The 18,007-nt window shown below is 72.3% G+C and carries 11 protein-coding genes and 2 pseudogenes; 5 read left to right on the top strand and 8 right to left on the bottom strand.

All coding sequences use genetic code 11. The features are described from left to right. Positions 1–7 precede the first annotated feature (7 nt). Entirely contained in the window at positions 8–1,519 is a 1,512-nt protein-coding gene (locus tag ACGF8B_RS34175; protein WP_392746043.1) for a UbiD family decarboxylase, read from the top strand. Between the two features lie 157 nt (positions 1,520–1,676). After that, positions 1,677–2,969, top strand: coding sequence for an MFS transporter (locus ACGF8B_RS34170; RefSeq protein WP_392746042.1), 1,293 nt, complete (start codon positions 1,677–1,679; stop codon positions 2,967–2,969). 100 nt (positions 2,970–3,069) lie between these two features. Here ACGF8B_RS34170 and ACGF8B_RS34165 read toward each other — a convergent pair whose 3' ends face one another. Continuing rightward, a complete protein-coding gene (locus tag ACGF8B_RS34165; RefSeq protein ID WP_392746040.1) occupies positions 3,070–4,257 on the bottom strand; it encodes an amidohydrolase in 1,188 nt (395 codons plus the stop codon). A gap of 30 nt (positions 4,258–4,287) precedes the next feature. Continuing rightward, positions 4,288–5,508, bottom strand: coding sequence for an MFS transporter (locus ACGF8B_RS34160; protein ID WP_392746039.1), 1,221 nt, complete (start codon positions 5,506–5,508; stop codon positions 4,288–4,290). Positions 5,509–5,641: 133 nt separating this feature from the next. Between ACGF8B_RS34160 and ACGF8B_RS34155 the strand changes: the two genes are divergently transcribed. Next, positions 5,642–6,154 carry a nucleoside deaminase gene (locus ACGF8B_RS34155; protein ID WP_392746037.1) on the top strand — a complete coding sequence of 171 codons (513 nt, stop codon included), beginning with the start codon at positions 5,642–5,644 and terminating at the stop codon, positions 6,152–6,154. A 57-nt stretch (positions 6,155–6,211) separates the two neighbouring features. On the opposite strand, the gene ACGF8B_RS34150 is transcribed toward ACGF8B_RS34155, so the two are convergent. Then, on the bottom strand, positions 6,212–6,616 hold the full coding sequence (locus tag ACGF8B_RS34150; protein ID WP_392746035.1) for a DUF5997 family protein: 405 nt from the start codon (positions 6,614–6,616) through the stop codon (positions 6,212–6,214). Between the two features lie 58 nt (positions 6,617–6,674). Between ACGF8B_RS34150 and ACGF8B_RS34145 the strand changes: the two genes are divergently transcribed. Next, entirely contained in the window at positions 6,675–7,472 is a 798-nt protein-coding gene (locus ACGF8B_RS34145) for a LysR family substrate-binding domain-containing protein (RefSeq protein ID WP_392746033.1), read from the top strand. Between the two features lie 78 nt (positions 7,473–7,550). Here the strand turns inward: ACGF8B_RS34145 and ACGF8B_RS34140 are convergent, their stop codons facing one another. The 4 genes and pseudogenes from ACGF8B_RS34140 to ACGF8B_RS34125 all read right to left on the bottom strand — a co-directional run bounded on the left by ACGF8B_RS34140 (position 7,551) and on the right by ACGF8B_RS34125 (position 12,079). Next, positions 7,551–8,879 carry a geranylgeranyl reductase family protein gene (locus ACGF8B_RS34140; RefSeq protein WP_392746032.1) on the bottom strand — a complete coding sequence of 443 codons (1,329 nt, stop codon included), beginning with the start codon at positions 8,877–8,879 and terminating at the stop codon, positions 7,551–7,553. A gap of 524 nt (positions 8,880–9,403) precedes the next feature. Then, positions 9,404–9,589 (bottom strand): annotated as a pseudogene (locus ACGF8B_RS34135) (LuxR C-terminal-related transcriptional regulator); the annotation flags it as partial. A 690-nt stretch (positions 9,590–10,279) separates the two neighbouring features. Then, a pseudogene (locus ACGF8B_RS34130) lies at positions 10,280–10,941 on the bottom strand (DedA family protein). A 190-nt stretch (positions 10,942–11,131) separates the two neighbouring features. Further along, the gene (locus ACGF8B_RS34125; RefSeq protein WP_392746031.1) at positions 11,132–12,079 is read right to left on the bottom strand and encodes a DUF3048 domain-containing protein; all 948 of its coding nucleotides are present in this window, start codon (positions 12,077–12,079) and stop codon (positions 11,132–11,134) included. Positions 12,080–12,773: 694 nt separating this feature from the next. Between ACGF8B_RS34125 and ACGF8B_RS34120 the strand changes: the two genes are divergently transcribed. Beyond that, a complete protein-coding gene (locus ACGF8B_RS34120) occupies positions 12,774–14,219 on the top strand; it encodes a helix-turn-helix domain-containing protein (protein WP_392746029.1) in 1,446 nt (481 codons plus the stop codon). Between the two features lie 60 nt (positions 14,220–14,279). On the opposite strand, the gene ACGF8B_RS34115 is transcribed toward ACGF8B_RS34120, so the two are convergent. Continuing rightward, positions 14,280–17,780 carry a M28 family peptidase gene (locus tag ACGF8B_RS34115; RefSeq protein ID WP_392746027.1) on the bottom strand — a complete coding sequence of 1,167 codons (3,501 nt, stop codon included), beginning with the start codon at positions 17,778–17,780 and terminating at the stop codon, positions 14,280–14,282. Positions 17,781–18,007 lie beyond the last annotated feature (227 nt).

Raw genomic sequence — 18,007 nt, 5'->3', positions numbered from 1 at the left:
CCCTGTCATGACCCAACGAGGCAGCGCGCTCAACTTCCGTGACTTCGTCGAGAATCTGCTCGCCACGGGCGACGCCGTCGACATCCGCGAACCGGTCAGCCCCCTGCTGGAGGCCGCGGCCATCACCCGGCGCGTCTACGAGACGAGCAGCCCCGCCCCGCTGTTCAGCAATCTGACCGGCACCGAGGCGGGCTTCCGCATGCTCGGCGCACCGGCGGGCCTGAGCGGCACCGGCGGCAACACCTACGGCAGGCTCGCGGCCCACTTCGGCCTCCCGGCCGGCACCGCCCCGCGCGAGCTGCTGGAGCACCTCGTCGCCGCCATGCACGCCGAACCCGTCGCGCCGCGCGTGGTGGGGACCGGCCCCTGCAAGGACAACGTCCTCACCGGCGACGACGTCGACCTGGAGCGCTTCCCCGTGCCGCTGCTGCACGAGAACGACGGCGGCCGCTACCTGGGGACCTACGGCTACCACGTGGTGCGCACTCCCGACGGACGGTGGACCAGCTGGTCGATCAGCCGCACCATGCTGCACGGGCGCACCACCCTGGTCGGCCCGGCGATGGCCCAGCAGCACCTCGGCATGATCCACGCCATGTGGCGGGACCGGGGCCTGCCCACACCGTGGGCCATGGTGCTCGGCGCCCCGCCCGCCGCCCTGGCCGCCGCGGGCATGCCACTGCCCGCCGAGGTGAACGAGGACGGCTACGTCGGTGCCCTCGCGGGCGGTCCGGTCGAGGTGGTCCGCACCGAGCTGCACGACCTGCACGTCCCGGCCAACTCCGAAATAGTCCTGGAGGGCTGGATCAGCCCGGACGAGACCGCCCCCGAGGGGCCGATGGGGGAGTACCACGGGTACGCCTTCGCCGAGAGCAGGCCACAGCCCGTCTTCCACGTCGAAGCGATGACCTTCCGCGACGACCCCATCCTGCCGATCTGTGTGGCGGGCCTGCCCCCGGAGGAGAACCACACCATCTGGGGCACCATGATCTCCGCCGTCAGCCTGGACCTGCTGCGCGCCGCAGGCCTGCCCGTCGATCTGGCCTGGTGCTCCTACGAAGCGGCCACCTGCTGGATCGTCGTGTCCATCGACATCCGGCGGCTGGCGCGGAGCGGGACGAACGAGAAGGAACTGGCCGACGCGGTCGCCGAGGTCCTCTTCGGCTCCCACACCGGATGGCTGGTGCCCAAGGTCCTGCTGGTGGCCGACGACATCGACATCACCGACATCGACCAGGTGGTGTGGGCCATGGCGACCCGCCACCACCCCGGCACCGGCACGTACCAGTACCCGCAGGCCCCGGGCATCCCGATGGTCCCCTACCTCACCCACGAGGAGGTACGGACCGGCCGCGGCGGCAAGTCCGTCACCAGCTGCCTGCTGCCCGAGCAGTTCGAGGGCGTCACCAAGGGCGCCACGGCGTCGTTCCGGCACTCGTTCCCCGACCGCGTCCGCAGCCGGGTGGAGGAGAACTGGACCGCCTACGGCTTCGCCGAGAGCGTGCTCCCGACCCGCTGAGCACCGCACCCGCGTATCCGCCGCCGATCCGGCCCCGACCGGACCGGTCCCGCGCATTCGGGATACCATTTTCGGCAAGTGGTCACCCCGTCCTTCGTCGGCCACGCCCCGGGAGGGGCGACGGCCGCAGGCGGGGTGCCGGACGAGGAGGGGTGCGTTGTCACGGAAAGAGCCGGTGGAGGCGCCGGTGCAGTCCGAACCGAGAGAGCCGCGGGTGGCCGGGGGCGCCCGGCATGCACTGGTCTCGCTGCGCACCAGTCCGGGATTCCGCCTCCTGTGGGTCTCCAACCTGTTCTTCTACGGCGGCGCGTGGACCCAGACGCTCGTGATGGGCTGGCTCGTCTTCGACACCACCGGCTCCGAGTTCCTGCTCGCCGTGTTCACCGCCGTACGGCTCGCCCCCATGCTCCTCGGCCCCTTGGCCGGAGTGCTCTGCGACCGCTACGACCGGGTCCGGCTGCTCATGATCGCCTGCCTGTGGGCGCTGGGTGCGGTCGTCGTGGTGGCGGCCATGGCGGCGTTCGGCCAGGTGTCGTACGGGGCGCTGGTCGCCGGGGGCCTGGCCATCGGGCTGGCACAGTCCCCGTCGCAGCCGCCGCGCGCCTCGCTCGTCCTCGACCTCGTCGGACGGGAGAACCTGAGCAACGCCAACGCGCTGAACGCGCTGGCGATGAACATGACCCAGGTCATCGGACCCGCGGTCGGCGGAGCGATGATCAGCGCGTTCGGCGCGCCCGCCGCCCTGTGGATCTCCACCACCTGGTACGTGGTGTCACTCGCGGCGCTGTGGCCGCTGCGCGGGGTGGGGCACCGGACACCGGCCCGCCCGGAGCCCGTGCTGAAAATGCTCACCAGCGGATTCCGTACGGTCCTGACCAGCCGGCTCACCTCTGCCGTACTGCTCGTCACACTCGCCGCCAACGTCCTGCTGTGGCCCGTCCACCAGGCGTTCATGCCGGTGTTCGCCAAGGAGGTTCTCGGGCTCGACGCCGCGGGCCTGGGATGGTTGCTGACCTGCGGGGGCCTGGGCGGTCTCGCCGGATCGCTGGTCATAGCCATGCTCGGCGACTTCAAGTTCAAGGGCGGACTGTTCGTGTTCGGCACCGCCGTGTGGGGCGCCCTGTGGTCACTGTTCGCACTGTCCCGGACGGTCCCGCTCTCGTTCGTGCTGATGGCGTGCATCGGACTGATGAGTGCCTCGTTCGGGGTGCTCCAGACCACCCTGCTGCTGATGACCACCGAGCCGGAGGTGCGGGGGCGCGCCCTCGGGCTGCAGGAACTCGCCATCGGCGTCATGCCGTTCGCCTCGCTGGGGCTCGGCGTGGCGGCCGAGTCGGTGGGGGTCGGAGCCACCGCGTTCCTCAGCGGAATCCTGCTGGTCGCGGTGTTGCTGACGCTCGCGGTCCGGGTGCCCCGACTGCTCAGGTACAGCGGAGTGCGGCTGCCGTAGCGCGGCTCGGGCCTGTGGGGGCCGCACCGGCCGCCGGCGTACGGGTCCGGCCGCGGCGCGGTGTGCCCGCCGCGGCCGAACCCGCCCTCGACGACCGGGATCAGACCCGGAGTTCGCCGTCCTGGACCACCACTTGCCCACCGGCCACCACCAGTTGCCGGCGCGGCGAGCGGACCAGGGCGTCCTGGACGTTCTCGGCGTCCAGCAGCACGATGTCCGCCCGCGCCCCCGCGACGATGTCGTGGGTGTCGCGGTGCACGAAGCCCGCCGCGCGCGTGGAGGCCAGCTCCACCGCGTAGGCCAGCTCCTCGTCGGTGCGCAGGCCGTGCAGCCGGGCGAAGTTGAGCGCGACGCGGAGGATGTCGCCGTCACCGTACGGCGACCACAGGTCCCGGATCCCGTCGGTGCCGAGGCCGATCCCGACACCGCGGTCCCGCATCCCGCGCCAGGGCAGCGGCGCGGTGCGGGCCGGGGCCACGGTCGCCCAGGAGACACCTGCCTCCTCGCAGGCTTCGAGCACTCGCTGCCGGCGGTCCGCCACGAGCTCGCCCAGGGCGAAGCCGTGCGAGATCGTCACCCTGCCCCGCAGCCCCAGGCTCAGGGTGCGCTGGGCGATGAGCTCGATCTGGAAGGCGCCGAGCTCGCCCCCGTCGTGCAGATGGATGTCGAGCCCGACACCGCGTCGCTCCGCGATGCCGAAGAGGCCGTCGAGCTGTGCGACCGGGTCGCGGTCGATCGAGGCCGGGTCGAGGCCGCCGATGGCGGTCGCCCCTGCCTCGGCCGCCTTGTCGAGAAGGTCCAGCACACCGGGACGGCGCACCACACCGTCCTGCGGGAACGCGACGATCTCCACCTCGATCGCGCCGCCGAACCCGGCGACCGCCTCACGGACCACCTCGATCCCGCGCAGCCCGACGCCGAGGTCGACGTCCACATGGCTGCGTACCGCCGTCGTGCCGTGCCGGAGGAACTCGCGCAGCACCGCGGTGGTCGAGGACGTGCTCGGGATGCCGAGTCCGTCACGCTCCGCGCGTTCGTGGGAGATGCGCCCCCGGGTCGTGGCCTCGCCGCCGTAGGAGACCCACGGCTGCCCCCACCAGCTCTTGTCGAGATGGGCGTGCGCGTTGATGAAGCCGGGCAGGGCGAGGAGACCACCGCCGTCGAGGCGATCACCCTCGACGGCCGCCGTTCCGGCGGGCGCCACGGAGAGGATCTCGGCGCCGGACAGCGTGATGTCCACGGGCGCCGCACCCCAGGGGCGGACGTTCGTCAGTGTCACATGAGCCATGGAGCGATGGTATACCGAATGGGTGACGTGTCAGCCGGTCGGTCGACGGGGGCCGGTGCCGCGGCGGCCCGCGAACGCGAGCGGCAGTGTGGCCAGGGAGAGCGCGGCCATGGCCATGAGCGCCACGGAGAAGGAGGTCCCCGTCGCCAGATACCCGACGAGGAGGGCGCCCACTCCCGTACCGGCGTCGAACCCGACGTTCCACACGGCGCTCGCGATCCCGCTGGACCGGTTGTCGACGGCGGCGAAGGCGTCGACCAGGGTCAGGTTCTGCAGCCCGCCGTAGCTCACCCCGACCAGGGCCGTCCCGGCCAGCAACGGGACCAGGTCCGTCGTCCCCTCAGTGGCCACCGCCCAGGCCGTCAGGGTGAGTCCCACCGCCGTGACGATCACCAGCGGCCAGCGGAACGGCCGCGTCCCGTACCGGTCGGCCAGCGCCCCGAACCGCCAGCGGGCGAGGGCGGCCGTCCCTGTCAGGAGCAGCAGTCCGGCCAGGGTCGCGGTGGGGTCGTCGCTCATCTGCGGGGCGAAGGTGATCAGCGCGCCACCCGCCGTGGTGACCCCGAGCAGGAGCAGCATCGGCCGTAGCAGCGGAAGGTACGTGGCCCGTCTGTCCCGCCCGGTGTCCTGGTGGGGTACGTCCTCGGGGCCGGCCGGGCGGGCGTCCAGCCGACGGGCCAGCCGGAGCGCGGGAACCACGCCCAGCAGTGGCAGCGCGCCGACGGCGAACACGATCCCGAAGCCGAGGCTCTGCGCGGCCCACGGCGCCGTCGACACCAGGATGAACTGCGGCCCGGCGATCGCCAGACCGTACGCACCGATCGCCTGCCCGCGTCGCGCGGGCTCGACGAGTTCGGCGACGGCACCGGCGCCGCAGACCGTGAGTACCCCGAAGCCGAGCCCGCGTACCGCGGCGAGGGCGAGCACCACGCCGAGCTGCGCGGACAGCAGGTGCAGCAGGGAGGGAACGCCGAGCAGGACCATCCCGCAGACCAGCGTGGTACGCCAGCCGAGACGTCGTATCGCCGTCGGAACCAGGGACTGGGCGAACACGGTGCAGAGCATCAGGACGGCGTTGACCGAACCGGCGCCGGCGGCATCGGCCCCGCCGCGCACGGCCCAGAGCGGCGCGGTCGGCAGCAGCACCGCGAACCCCGAGAAGCCCGTCGCCGTCAGGAGCAGCAGCGCGGGCATGCCCGGTGCGTTCCGGACCGTTTCCCGCGCGGCGCTCTTCGCCGGAGCGTTCCTCACTGGCTCGTTCCTCCGTGGCGCCGTCGGCGGACCGGCTGTCGCGGCCGGCCGGCATGCGAAGGAGGGTGGCGACGGGCCGCCCACCGTGACGTAAATGGTATACCGAATGCGGCTCGGCTGTTAGCCTGGTGCCATGAGCACAGTGAACGAGCCGCAGTCTGTCACAGAGGGGGACCGCGAGTTCCTCCGCCGTTGCGTCGACCTCGCACGTGAGGCGCTCACGGCCGGCGACGAGCCGTTCGGCTCACTCCTCGTGGACGAGCACGGCACGGTCCGCTTCGAGGACCGCAACCGGGTCCGGGGCGGCGACGCGACCCGCCACCCGGAGTTCGAGATCGCGCGCTGGGCGGCCGAGAACCTGTCTCCGCAGGAACGGCGCACCAGCGTCGTCTACACCTCCGGCGAGCACTGCCCGATGTGCAGCGCGGCCCACGCCTGGGTGGGCCTGGGCCGCATCGTGTACGCGTCGGGCTGCGGCCAACTCGTCGAGTGGCGCCGCAGCTGGGGTTTCGACGCGGGGCCGGTCGCGGCCCTGCCCATCAACGTCGTCGCTCCCGGCATCGCGGTGGCGGGACCCGATCCGGCGCTCGCCGAAGAGGTCCGAGCGCTGCACGCCCGGATGCTGGGCGTGGCCACCGACGGCTGAGGGCTTCCCCGCCTGCCCCGCGTCGGGGGCGGGCGGCATCGCCCGGGACGGGCTCCCTCAGGAGCGTGCGTCGTCGGCCCGGTCCTCGCGGGCCGCGTTCTTCTCCTTGATCCGCACCGCTTCCTTGCGGACCTCGGCCTGGGTGGTCCGCTCCTGCTGGAGCCAGTCGGGGGCTTCGTTCTTCAGCGCCTCGATCTGCTCCGTCGTGAGGGCCTCGGTGACTCCGCCACGGGCGAGCCCCGAGATCGAGACACCGAGCTTCGCGGCGACCACCGGCCGGGGGTGCGGGCCGTTGCGTCGCAGTTCCTGGAGCCACTCGGGCGGATCGGTCTGCAGTGCGTTCAGCTCGGTGCGCGAGACGACACCCTCCTGGAACTCGGCGGGGGTGGCCTCTAGGTACACACCCAGCTTCTTTGCCGCGGTTGCGGGCTTCATCGTCTGGGCGGTCTTGTGCGACGTCATACGGACAAGGGTATCGAGCATGTGCGCCACCTCTGACCAGGGCCGGTAACCTGGCGGGGTGACAAGCTCGGAAGAAACCCCTTCGTTCCGGCTCGCGTACGTCCCGGGGGTGACACCCGGAAAGTGGGTGCGGATCTGGAACGAGCGGCTGCCCGGCGTCCCGCTGACCCTCGTGGGGGTGTCGGCCGCCGAGGCGTCCGACGCGCTGCGCGGGCGCGCGGCCGACGCCGGCCTCGTACGGCTGCCGATCGACCGGACGGCCCTCAGCGCCATCCCGCTCTACGCCGAGACGACCGTGGTCGTGATCCCGAAGGACCACGTCATGGCGGCCGTCGACGAGGTCCCGGCCGCGGATCTGGCCGACGACATCGTGCTGCACCCCCTCGACGACGTCCTCGACTGGGAGGACCGCCCGGGGCGGCCGGCCAACGAGCGTCCCGCCACCACGGCGGACGCCGTCGAGCTGGTGGCGGCGGGAATCGGGCTGCTCGTCGTACCGCAGTCGCTCGCCCGCCTCCACCATCGCAAGGACCTCACGTACCGGCCGGTGCCGGACGCCCCCGAGTCGCGCGTCGCGCTGTCGTGGCTGGAGGACGAGACCACCGACCTGGTCGAGGAGTTCATCGGCATCGTCCGCGGCCGCACCGTCAACAGCACGCGGGGCCGCCCCAAGTCACCGGCCGAGCCGAAGGCCGGGCGCGCCGAAAAGGGCGGTGCCCGGCGGAAGCCCGCAGCGGGCGGGGCGACCGGCAGATCGGGCGGGAAGCCGGGCGGGAAGACCGGTGGGAAGAACCCGCGGAGCGGTTCGGCCGGAGCCAAGGCCGCCAAGCGCGGCAAACCCCGCCGCCGCTCCTGAGGCATGCCCCCGGCCTTCTCGTACCACCCTCCTGCCCCGCGCGGGGCAGGAGCGTTCGCCGCGCGGACCGGGCCGGGCTCAGCGCCTGCGCCGCACCTTCGGTTCCGGTACGAGACGCACGACGCCGTTGAGCAGGTGGTCGACCACGTCGTGCGAGGGCTTGTCGGTGAGATTGGTGAGCAGCCGGGCCAGGGTGTTGAGCAGGAACGGCGACCCCATGACATAACGGTTGAGGACCGGCTGGAAACCGGAGCGGCTGAAGATCAGATCGGCCGCCGTGTTGCCGAGGCGGTAGTAGCGCCCCCAGCGCCGGTTCATCTCGACCGGGTAGCCGTGCAGCACCTGCTCGCGCCTCGGCCCCCTGGGCAGGGCGAGAGCCAGGGTCGCCGTCTCGGCGGCTACCTCACCGGCCTCCATGGCCTGGCCGATTCCCTCGCCGTTCCAGGGGCTGATCATGCCTCCGGAGTCGCCGACGAGCAGGAGCCCGCGGGTGTAGAGGGGATGGCGGTTGAAGCCCAGCGGAAGGGCGGCGCTGCGGACCGGGCCCTCCGCGTTCTCCTCGCGCAGCCCCCAGGCCTCGGGGGTACGGGCCAGCCACTCGTCCAGTGTGGCGCGCAGGTCCGCCTTCCCGTGCCTGCGGTGCGGCAGCGCGCCGAGGCCGACGTTGACCCGGCCGTCGCCCATGGGGAAGATCCAGCCGTACCCGGGCAGATAGTGATCGCTCCCCGGGAACCGGAGATCGGCCCACAGCTCCAGATACTCCTCCGCGGAGCGCTCGGGGCTGCGGTAGTAGCGGCGGGCGGCCGTCGCGATCTGCCGGTTCCTGTCCCGCTGGAGCCCCATGGCGAGGGCGAGACGGGCGGAGGCGCCGTCGGCGGCGATCACGATCGGCGCGTGGAAGGCCAGTGACTCCTTCGCCGCGGTCGTCGCGGTGACACCGGTGATGCGGCCGGCCCGGTCGGTCAGCGGCTCGGTCACCTTCACACCGCTGTGCAGCCGCGCTCCGGCGGCGACGGCGTGCCGGGCGAGGATGTCGTCGAAGTCGTGCCGGCTGCGCGAGAGACCGAAGTCCGGGTAACGGCCCAGCGCGGGCCAGTCGATGTGCACCTGATGCTCCCCGGCCACCCAGCGCATGCCGCGCGAACGGGTCCAGCCCGGAGCCTTGATGTCGACGCCCATCCTGATGAGCTGGTGCACCGCACGGGGCGTCAGACCGTCCCCGCACACCTTCTCGCGGGGGAAGTGCGACTTCTCCAGCAGCAGGACATCGACGCCCGCCCTGGCGAGGTGGAAGGCCGCCGCGGATCCCGCGGGCCCCGCCCCCACCACGATCACCTGGGCCTCCTCGTCCGGGCCGTGGCCGGACCGGGCGTTGGACCCGGACCGCTCTGGCGTCGTTTCCCGCATCGGGAACCCCTTCCTGGAGCCGGTGCCGTACCAGGGACGGCAGTCATCCGCTTCATCATCGATCAAGCACGGCCGGTGTGTGACCCGGTCCGGAAATCAGGCACCCTCATGAGGGAATCCCAGGACGCGGACCACCCGGAACCATGGCAACTCACCCTTGCCGGCAGGCCGCTCGGTCAGCCGGCTGCTCGGCTGCTCGGCGAAGGGAACACCTCTGGCGGGGCGTCGCCCGGCGACCGGGCCCGGGGCGCACACGTGGAACCACGGGGCCCGGAAACGCGTTTCCCACGAGACGAGTGGCGCCAACCGCCCGACTCCCGGCGGGGGGGGGGCGTACCGGGGCGGGAGGGGGCGGCATCGCGGTGCCGTCGAGGCGTATGCCGGCCTGCGGCGCATGCTTCGATCGGTGGGACCGGACCACCCCCACGTACAGGTCGTCCGTTCCTGACCACTGGCGGTGCCGGGCGGGTGACGGCGGCCCGGCGGCCGGGTGACGACGCACCAGCAGGTGGAAGACCCTTCCGCTACGACTCCAGGTAGCGCAGCACAGCGAGCACCCGTCTGCTGTAGCCGGTGGCGCGCGGCAGATCCAGCTTCTCGAAGACCGAGTTGAGGTTCTTCTCGACCGAACTGAGCGAGAGGTGCAGCTGCTGCGCGATGGCCGCGTTGCTGCGGCCCTGCGCCAGCTCCTGCAGCACGGTGGTTCGGCGATGCGCAGCTCCAGCAACTCCCGCTCGGAGGGCCCGAAATGCTCGCGCGCCAGCCGGGCGTCGAGCGCGTTCAGCGAGAAGACCCCTTGAAGGTCGAGGAAGAGCAGGACCCCGCCGAGCAGCGCCTGGGGCAGCAGCCCCTGCCAGTCGGTGGGGTCCCGGACCACCCCCGCCGCCAGCAGTCCGGCGAGCGCGGCCCCGTATCCGAGCAGCGCCAGCACCCCGGCGAACAGAGTTCCGGCGCAGGTGCGGGCGGCCAGACAGCGAAGGACATCCCGGTCCGGCGCGTGGTGGTCGGGAAACACATCGCCGAAGAAGACACCGCGGCGGACCCGTTCCAGCCGGGTGAGCCCGCGAGCCCCGGCACTCAGCACGGCCAGCGCACGCGGCCGGGTACGGGGCCACAGCGCGAACGGCAGCGACAACCCGCCCGGCACGGCGAAATACAGCAGCCCGAACACGGCGGTGCAGCAGCCGAGCAGCGCGCCCGCGGCCCTGCGGGGCCATGGACACGGGTGTGTCACCGGCGCGCCCGCCGCGTCGCGCCGCCTGCCGGGCGCCTCCGGCAGCCGGCCGGTCGTACCGTCCGCGAAGTCCCCCTGCACGGTAGCCGCGCGGCAGGTACTCGGCAAGATCCTTCCGGCCGGGCGACGGGTGCGGCCGGCGACGTACGGGGCCCCGCCGCCCGGCTCACGGAACCCGGCGGTGCTGCGCCCGGCCACTGGAGCGCAGCCGTACGGTCACGTATCCGGCGAGGGCCACCACGACCAGCACGAGCACGGCCCTGGACAGGAACCCGACATAGGTCTCCACCAGGTCCCAGCGGTCGCCGAGCCAGTAACCGGCCATCACCAGCAGCGAGTTCCACAACAGGCTGCCCACGGCGGTCAGCGCCACGAACAGCGGCGGTGACATGCGTTCCACACCGGCCGGCACGGAGATCAGACTGCGGAAGATCGGCACCATGCGGCCCAGCAGGACGGCCTTGGTGCCGTGCCTGGCGAACCACTGCTCCGTACGCTCCAGATCGGAACCCCGCACCAGCGGAAGCCTCGCCCAGATCGCGTGCATCCGCTCGCGGCCGAAGGGCATCCCGATCCAGTACAGCGCCACCGCCCCCACCACCGAACCCAGCGTGGTCCAGAACAGCGCGGAGGCCAGGCCGATGACACCCTGCCCCGCCGCGACCCGGTCAGCGGGAGAATGACCTCGCTGGGCAGCGGCGGAAAGAGGTTCTCCAGGGCGATGGCGAGGCCCGCACCCGGGCCTGCCATGGTGTCGACGAGGCCGGCCGCCCAGCCGGCGACACTGCCCGCGGGTTCCTGGGGGAGACCGAGAATGACGAGATCCATGAACTGACTCCTGGCCGTTGTGGTGAGGCACGAGAAGTCCGCCGCGCCTCACCGGCAACGCTAGGAACCGGCGACCGGCGCCGGTACGGGGATTGCCGCCGCACCGGATACGGTTCTCCGCACCCGCCACCCTCCGGTTCTCCGTAACCGTGGTTTCCCGGCGACGAGCCGGCCGGATCCGCCGGTCGTGTCACTTCGATGCGAAGACGATCCAGACCTGGCCCGGGGCGAAGGTCATCCGCTCGCCGTCCCGCGTGGTGAAGGAGGTCACCGCATCGGCCGCCGGGCGCGACCACTGGACGTCGTACTCCTTGCCGTCGCGCAGCACCACGGCGGAGCCCGAACCCACCGTCTCGGTGTACGGGGACTTGCTGCCCCACCGGTCCTGATACAGCGACGGGCGCACCGTCACGTACTGCACCACCACATCGGCCGCGCCGAGCCGGGCCCCGTCCGCCGTACGGGCCGGGGTGCCGTCCATGGAGACGAGCCACCGGCTCCGCTCCGCCGACCAGGTGAACGAGAACCGCGCGGCCGGGTAGCGCACCGTGCGACCGGCGGCGGGCCTGCCGCCCGGCACGGCTGCCGCGAATCGCAGTCCGATGTCCTCGGCGGCGTTCACACCGGTGGTGGTGTGCGAGGCGCGCGCGGGGCGCAGATAGAGGTTGTGGGGCGCGGCGCGGTCACTGCCCCGGAAGTAGGCGTCCGGGTCCGTCCCGGGGGTCAGCGGGTTCAACGGGGCCGCCGCGATGGCCGGAAGGAGCTTGGACTGGGCCCCGGAGAAGGCGAGCGTCGGCCGGTCGAACTGGCGGAGCAGCTCCAGGTCCGTCTCCCGGGCGCTGCGCACCGGGCCGACCACGCCCGGCAGCCGGGACGAATAGGCGGCGAGCATCCGGCTGAGGCCGGCCTCGACCTGCTCCACATAGACGATGTCCGCCTTGTCGAGCCCGGTCTGCGGGCGGGCGGGACCGACGTTGTCGATCTTCACGGCGAGAACACGGGCGCGCGGTCCGGCAGGCCCGGAGCTGCTCGGCGCGGAAGCCGTTTTGCCGCCCTGGCAGCCCGCCAGCGAGGCGACCAGCAGTGCCAGCGCGACCGCTGACACGGTGCCCGGCCTCCGCGTACCGAATGAGTGCATGACGGCCGCCCCTTCCGAGTCGGCCGACGCGGCGTCCGAGGCTGTGGCCGCTCGCCGCGACGGTCCCTGCCCATCATCACGCAGAAGAGCGCTCCAGGGGTTCCCACCGGGCCGGGCGGACGGTGCTCGGCGACCTGCGCCGAGGTGCCGGGCTCCGGGCTCAGTACGGCAGCGGGCGGCCCGACGGGGTCCTCAGATCGAGGGGCGGCGGGCGGGACGGAATCTGCGGTCGTCGGACGATCCTGATGCGGCCCATTGCCACCACCCCCCAGTCGGTTCCCGTCATATGCCCGGCACGAGACCCGTTCATGCGGCCCCCGCGTGAATCTTCCGGCCGCGCCCCGCGAACGGGCCGCGACCGTGGTGCCGCGACCGCCTCCCTGCGCGGGATCGACCACGCGTGCGGGCGGCCCTTCGCCGCCGCTTCCCACCGGCCGGGACTGCCCACGTTCGCATCCGGCCGGGACTGCCCGTGTTCGCATCCGGCCGGGGCTGCCCGGGCCGCCCGGTGGACCGGGCCGGGTGGTCGAGCGGCCCCTTCCGACCGGCCGTCCGGGCAAGGGAGTTGCGCTACGGAGCCGTCTTCCCGCCGCGCAGGGGACAGTGCGCCCACGCGCTCGCTATCCTTCCCGGCTATGAGCCATGAGCATGGCACGGGTGGGGAATCCGGTGGGGCTCCGAGGGGGAGTTCCGGGTGACCGAGGGCATGGGCCCGGCGCCCGATGCCCGTACCGCGGAGGCATGGCGGGACTTCGGCACCCGGCTGCGCCAGTGGCGCAGGCGCGCCGGGCTCACCCAGGCCCAGGTGGGGGCCCGCGTCGGCTACGACCACACCGCGATCAGCAAGCTGGAGCACGGCACCCGCAGGACCCCGCCGCCACTGGCCCGCAGGCTGGACGAACTGATGACGGCCGGCGGCGCCCTGCTCGCCGCCTGCGAGGCGGCCGAGGCCGAGGGAGCGGGCCGCGCGGGCGAGGACGGCATGGGAACGCCTCCCGCGCCGGCCCCCGCACGGCAGGGCCCGCTGCCCGGGGAACCCGCGGGCGGCACCCTGCTCGCGATGCTGCCGCCGGACACCGTACTGCCCAGCAGGCTGCCCAGCTACGGGCTGATGTGCCCGGTGCACGGCCGGGACGGCTGCACCGTCCCGGTGCTCGCCGACGTCATCGCCCTGCACTCCGCCTTCTGCTCGCTCGGCCCGGCCGAGGCGTCGCGCCCCGCACTGGACATCGACACGGTGCACGCCCTGACGGCGCTTCTCGCCGTCTGTCTGCGGGCCGACGAGGAGCGTGCCTGGCCCGGAGCGACCGCGGTGGTCGAGCGGACTCTGCACGCGATGCTCCGCTGGATGGCCCTGCCCGCGGCGCCCCACCGACGTCAACTCGCGCCCCTGGCAGCGGAGTACGCGCAGTCCGCCGGCTGTCTGCGACTGCTGTGGGGCCGCAACGCGACGGCGATGGCCTGGCTCGACCGCTCGCTGGTCTGGGCCCAGCTGGCCGGTCATGTCGGAACGGAGGTGGCCGCGCTCAGCGACATGAGCACCCTGGCCCGGCTGGAGGGCGACGGCCCGTCGGCACTCGCCTACGGGGGCGCGATCCGGCAGGCCGCCGCAGGCCGGTACTGGGCCGGCGCGATGAGCGATCTGTACCTGGCGCGCGGCCACGCGGTACGGGGCGACGCCCGGCAGACCCTGGCCCACATCGACCGTGCCTGGTCGCAGCTGGACCGGGTCGGCGAACAGGACGAGACGGAGGCGCCCTGGCTGTCCGTCGCCTCCGTGCGCCTGCGGGTGGAGTCCGGCGCCGCCGGGGCGCTGCGGGACCTGGCGGCGGCGACCGGGGACCGCCGGCTGGCGCTGCGCGCGGTGGCCGCGGCCCGCTCCGCGCTCGGTCTGCTCCCGCCCGGCATGCATTCGGCGCGGATGCTGTTCCAGGTACGGATGGCGGACGCCCACGCCTGCGCCCAGGACCCGCAGGCCGCGATCGCCATCGCCGGACCGGTCCTGGACACCACCGAGGTCACCGCGTCGACGCTGCTCGGGCAGGAACTCCGGGGCCTGCACACCCGGTTGGCGGCCCGGCACGACAACCGGCCGGAGACGGACGACTTCACCCGCAGGCTGGCGGCCGTCGTCAGGTGACGCGCCGGAGGCGGGGCGTGTGTGCGCACGCCCCGCCCCGGTCGGTGAACCTCCGTGGAATCAGCTTGCGTTCAGCGTCACGTCGTCCACGACGAAGCTGGTCTGCAGATAGGCGTCCTCACTGCTGGTGAATCCGAGGGTGACCGTCTGGCCGGCGAACGCACCGACGTCGAAGGTCTTCTGGGCGTAGGAACCGGCGGCGTCCGTGTTGGAGTACGTCGCGAGCGTCTTGGTCCCCAGCTTCACGGTGAACGTGTCGTACGCGGTCGGATCGCCCGCCGACTCGTCCGTGTCGGTCCGCAGATAGAACGACAGCTTGTACGCCGAGCAGCCCGACGGAACGGTCAGCGACTGCGAGGCGGTGTCCGAGTGCGTGGATCCCCAGCCCCCGAACCAGGCCGTGTACGCGCCCGTGTGGGCCGGCCGCTCCGAGGTCCGGTTGTTGATCACGCCGTCCGACTGGGTCCACGGGGCGACGCCGTCCTCGAATCCGCCGTTGGCGACGACCTGCTTGGCCTGGCAGGTGCTGCCGCCGCCACCGACGACGAGCGAGTACGTGGTCGTGTGGGTGGCCTTGCCGGTGCCGGTGACCGTGATGGTGTACGTGCCCGCCGCGGCCTGGGCCCCGGCGGAGACGGTCATCGTCGAGGAGGAGCCCGACTGGACGGACGCCGGGTCGAACGAGACGGTGACGCCGCTCGGCGCGCCGGAGGCCGTCAGCTTCACGGACTGCGCGGAGCCACCGGTGGTCGCCGTGGACACCGTGGCGGTGACCGAGGCGCCCGGCTGGACATTGCCGGAGACCGGCTTCACCGAGACGGAGAAGTCGTCGTTGGGTGTGGTGGTGCCGACCGCGGTCTTCCACACGGTGTACGCGACGCCGTCGGCGCTGCGGTCGAGCGCGGTGGCGTTGATGTTGGCCGTGGTGTCACAGGCCGAGTGGTAGCAGGAGTCGTAGGAACGGCCCGCTGTGCCACCCCACTTGGCGGCCTGCGCCGAGGTCTTGGTGTCGCTGGCGCCGGTCGCGTAGCCGGAGGTGGGGATGCCGCCCTGCTGGAAGGAGTAGTCGTCGGACCGTCCCTGGCCCTCGATGTTCTCCTCCGGCGAGAGGTTCAGCGAGTCCCAGTACTCCTTCATCGGCGCCGAGGCGGCCGAGTTGAGGTTGTTGATGAAGTAGCCGCTGTTGGTCGAGGCCACCATGTCGAAGTTGTAGTACGCCTTGATGGCGCTGCGCTCGGCCGAGCCGAGCTGGCCGACGTAGTACTCGGAGCCCTGCATCCCCTGCTCCTCGCCGTTCCACCAGGCGAAGCGGACGTGTTTCGTCATGGCCGGGTTGCGCTGGGCCAGCGTGAGGGCGTTCTCCAGCAGGGTGGCCGAGCCCGAACCGTTGTCGTTGATGCCGGGACCGGCCGAGACGCCGTCCAGGTGGGCACCGAACATGATCGTCTGGTCGGACGGGCCGCCCGGCCAGTCGGCGATCAGGTTGTTGCCGCGGTAGCTGCAGCTGGTGCAGGTCTGCTCGCTGACGGTGTAGCCGGCAGCCTGCAGCTTGCCCTTCACATAGGCGAGGGAGGCCGTGTAACCGGCGCTGCCGGCCCGGCGGTTGCCGCCGTTCTGGGTGGCGATGGTGTTCAGCTGCGTGAGGTGCGCCTGCACGTTGGCGACGCTGATGTCCGGTGCGCTGCCGCCCGGATTGCCGCCCCCGTCGCCGACGGTCAGGGTGTACTGCGCGGTGTGGCTCTGGGTTCCGTCACCCTTCACCGTGAAGGTGTACGCGCCGGGCGCAGCGTTCGAGGACGCCGACACGGTCATCGTCGAGGAGGCCCCGGCCTGCACCGACGACGGGCTGAAGGCGGCGGTGACACCGCTCGGCAGGCCGCTCGCCGTCAGGGCGACCGACTGCGCGCTCCCGGAGCTGACCGCGGTCCGCACCGCGGCCGTCACCGAACTGCCCGGCTTCACCGAGCCCGACGCCGGGTCCAGGGACATCGTGAAGTCGTTGTTGCCGCCGGAGGTGCAGGTCGGGTCGCCGCTCTGCGCGGGGACACTGACGGCGTCCCAGGCGGCCTTGGTCCGGTCGAAGAGCACGCAGCCGGGGTCGAGGTTCTTCGCAGCGGTCAGCGTCGCCGTACGGTAGCGCTTGTACGTCATCCCGCTCGTCTTCAGCAGCATGCCGCCGTAGAAGACCTTGCCGGCGCTCTGGATGCCGACGCCGGTGACCGAGGAACTGTTGCAGGTGGGGCTGGACGGTTTGCCGCCACCCGGGTTCGAGCCCTCGGCCAGCAGGTAGAACCAGTGGTTGAGCGGACCGGCCGCCGCGTGCTCCTCGGTGTTGGGTATCGAGGAGCTGTAGCAGTTCGGGTCACCGATCTGGCCCGGGTTGTACATGATCCGGATCGGCCCGTTGCCGACCAGGTTGATCTTCTCGCCGACGGTGTAGTCGGGGTCGTCGTACGGTGCCGGCTCATTGGTGTACGCCTCGGTCAGGGCGCCCATGATGTCGCCGGTGGCCTCGCCGAGACCGGACTCGTTGTTGGCGCCGCCGGGCGTGTACTGGTCGATGCCGTGGCCGAACTCATGGCCCACCACGTCGATCGCGCCGATCCACTGGTTGGCGTTGTTGTGGCCGATGGAGACCGACGAGCCGTCCCAGTAGGCGTTGACGTCGTTCAGCCCGACCTCGACCGGCCAGCTGCCGCCGTTGCCGTTGTGCCCGTTGCGGCCCAGCCAGTCCTTGAGCATGTTCCACTCGTGCTGCGCCGCCCACATGACGTCGACGCAGCCGGTCTCCTTGCTGGAGGCGTTGCCGGTGCCCCAGGAGTCGCTCGACTTGGTGAAGACACTGCCCGTGCTGTAGTCGGCGCAGCTCAGACCGGGCCGGTTGGGGTCGCGCAACGAGTAGCTGCCGCCCGAGGCGGTGGTGTCGATGGCCAGCGGTGACGGGCCGTTCCACTGGCTGTTGCCGGTGCCCGCCTTGACGTCGTCGTAGCTGTCGATCACCTTGCCGGTGCCCGCGTCGACGAAGACGTGCAGCCGGCTCGGGGCCTTGGCGGTGCGCCCGGTGAGTACCGTCTCCCACGCGAGCCGGGAGGACTTGTCCGTGGCACGGACCACGAGCCGGCGCGATTCCACCCGCTTCACCACGCGGAGCTTCTTGCGGGCGGTGGTCTCGGCCGCCTTCGCGGAAACGGTGGGCGAGGTCGGCACGTTGATCCGCCGGGACACCGCGGACTGGGTGCCGCGGACCCGGCCCTCGGAGTCGGCCACCACGACGGCGTCCCCGCCGACGACCGGCAGGCCGCGGTAGGTGCGCTGGTACGCGACGGAGTACATGCCCTTGACCCACGGGGTCACCATCTGGCGCTCGTACCGCTCCTCGGGCCCCTTCGCCAGGGTGTCGAGACCACTGGCGACCGCCCGGTCGGCCGCCGACACGGCGGCCGACAGCGCGGAGGGGGCGGGCGGGGACGGTTCGGCGGACGCCGGCTGCCCGCCGGTGACGACCAGCATTGCGGCGAGGACGGCCAGGGTCGTCCCGGCCGTCAACGGTCTGAGTTTCATCGAGGCTCCTTGACTCGGGGGGCCTCGATCACGGGCAGCCGCGTACGATGACGCACGTGCCCCGGCCGTCGCCGGCCGCCCGTGCCCCCGGTGTCCGTGATCGAGCGACCGAACACTCACACGTCGTCATGGACTCGTCAACGAACTGCGAAGGTCGCGGGGAGACTTGGCAAGTTTGGTCAAGCCGCGCTGGTGGGATCGCACAACACCGGTGACGGGCGGGGCGG

Origin of the sequence: Streptomyces sp. NPDC047917 (assembly GCF_043204345.1) — a bacterium.
Taxonomy (GTDB): domain Bacteria; phylum Actinomycetota; class Actinomycetes; order Streptomycetales; family Streptomycetaceae; genus Streptomyces; species Streptomyces sanglieri.
The sequence above is the reverse complement of the archived record's forward strand: the minus strand, read 5'-3'. Positions and strand labels throughout refer to the sequence as shown.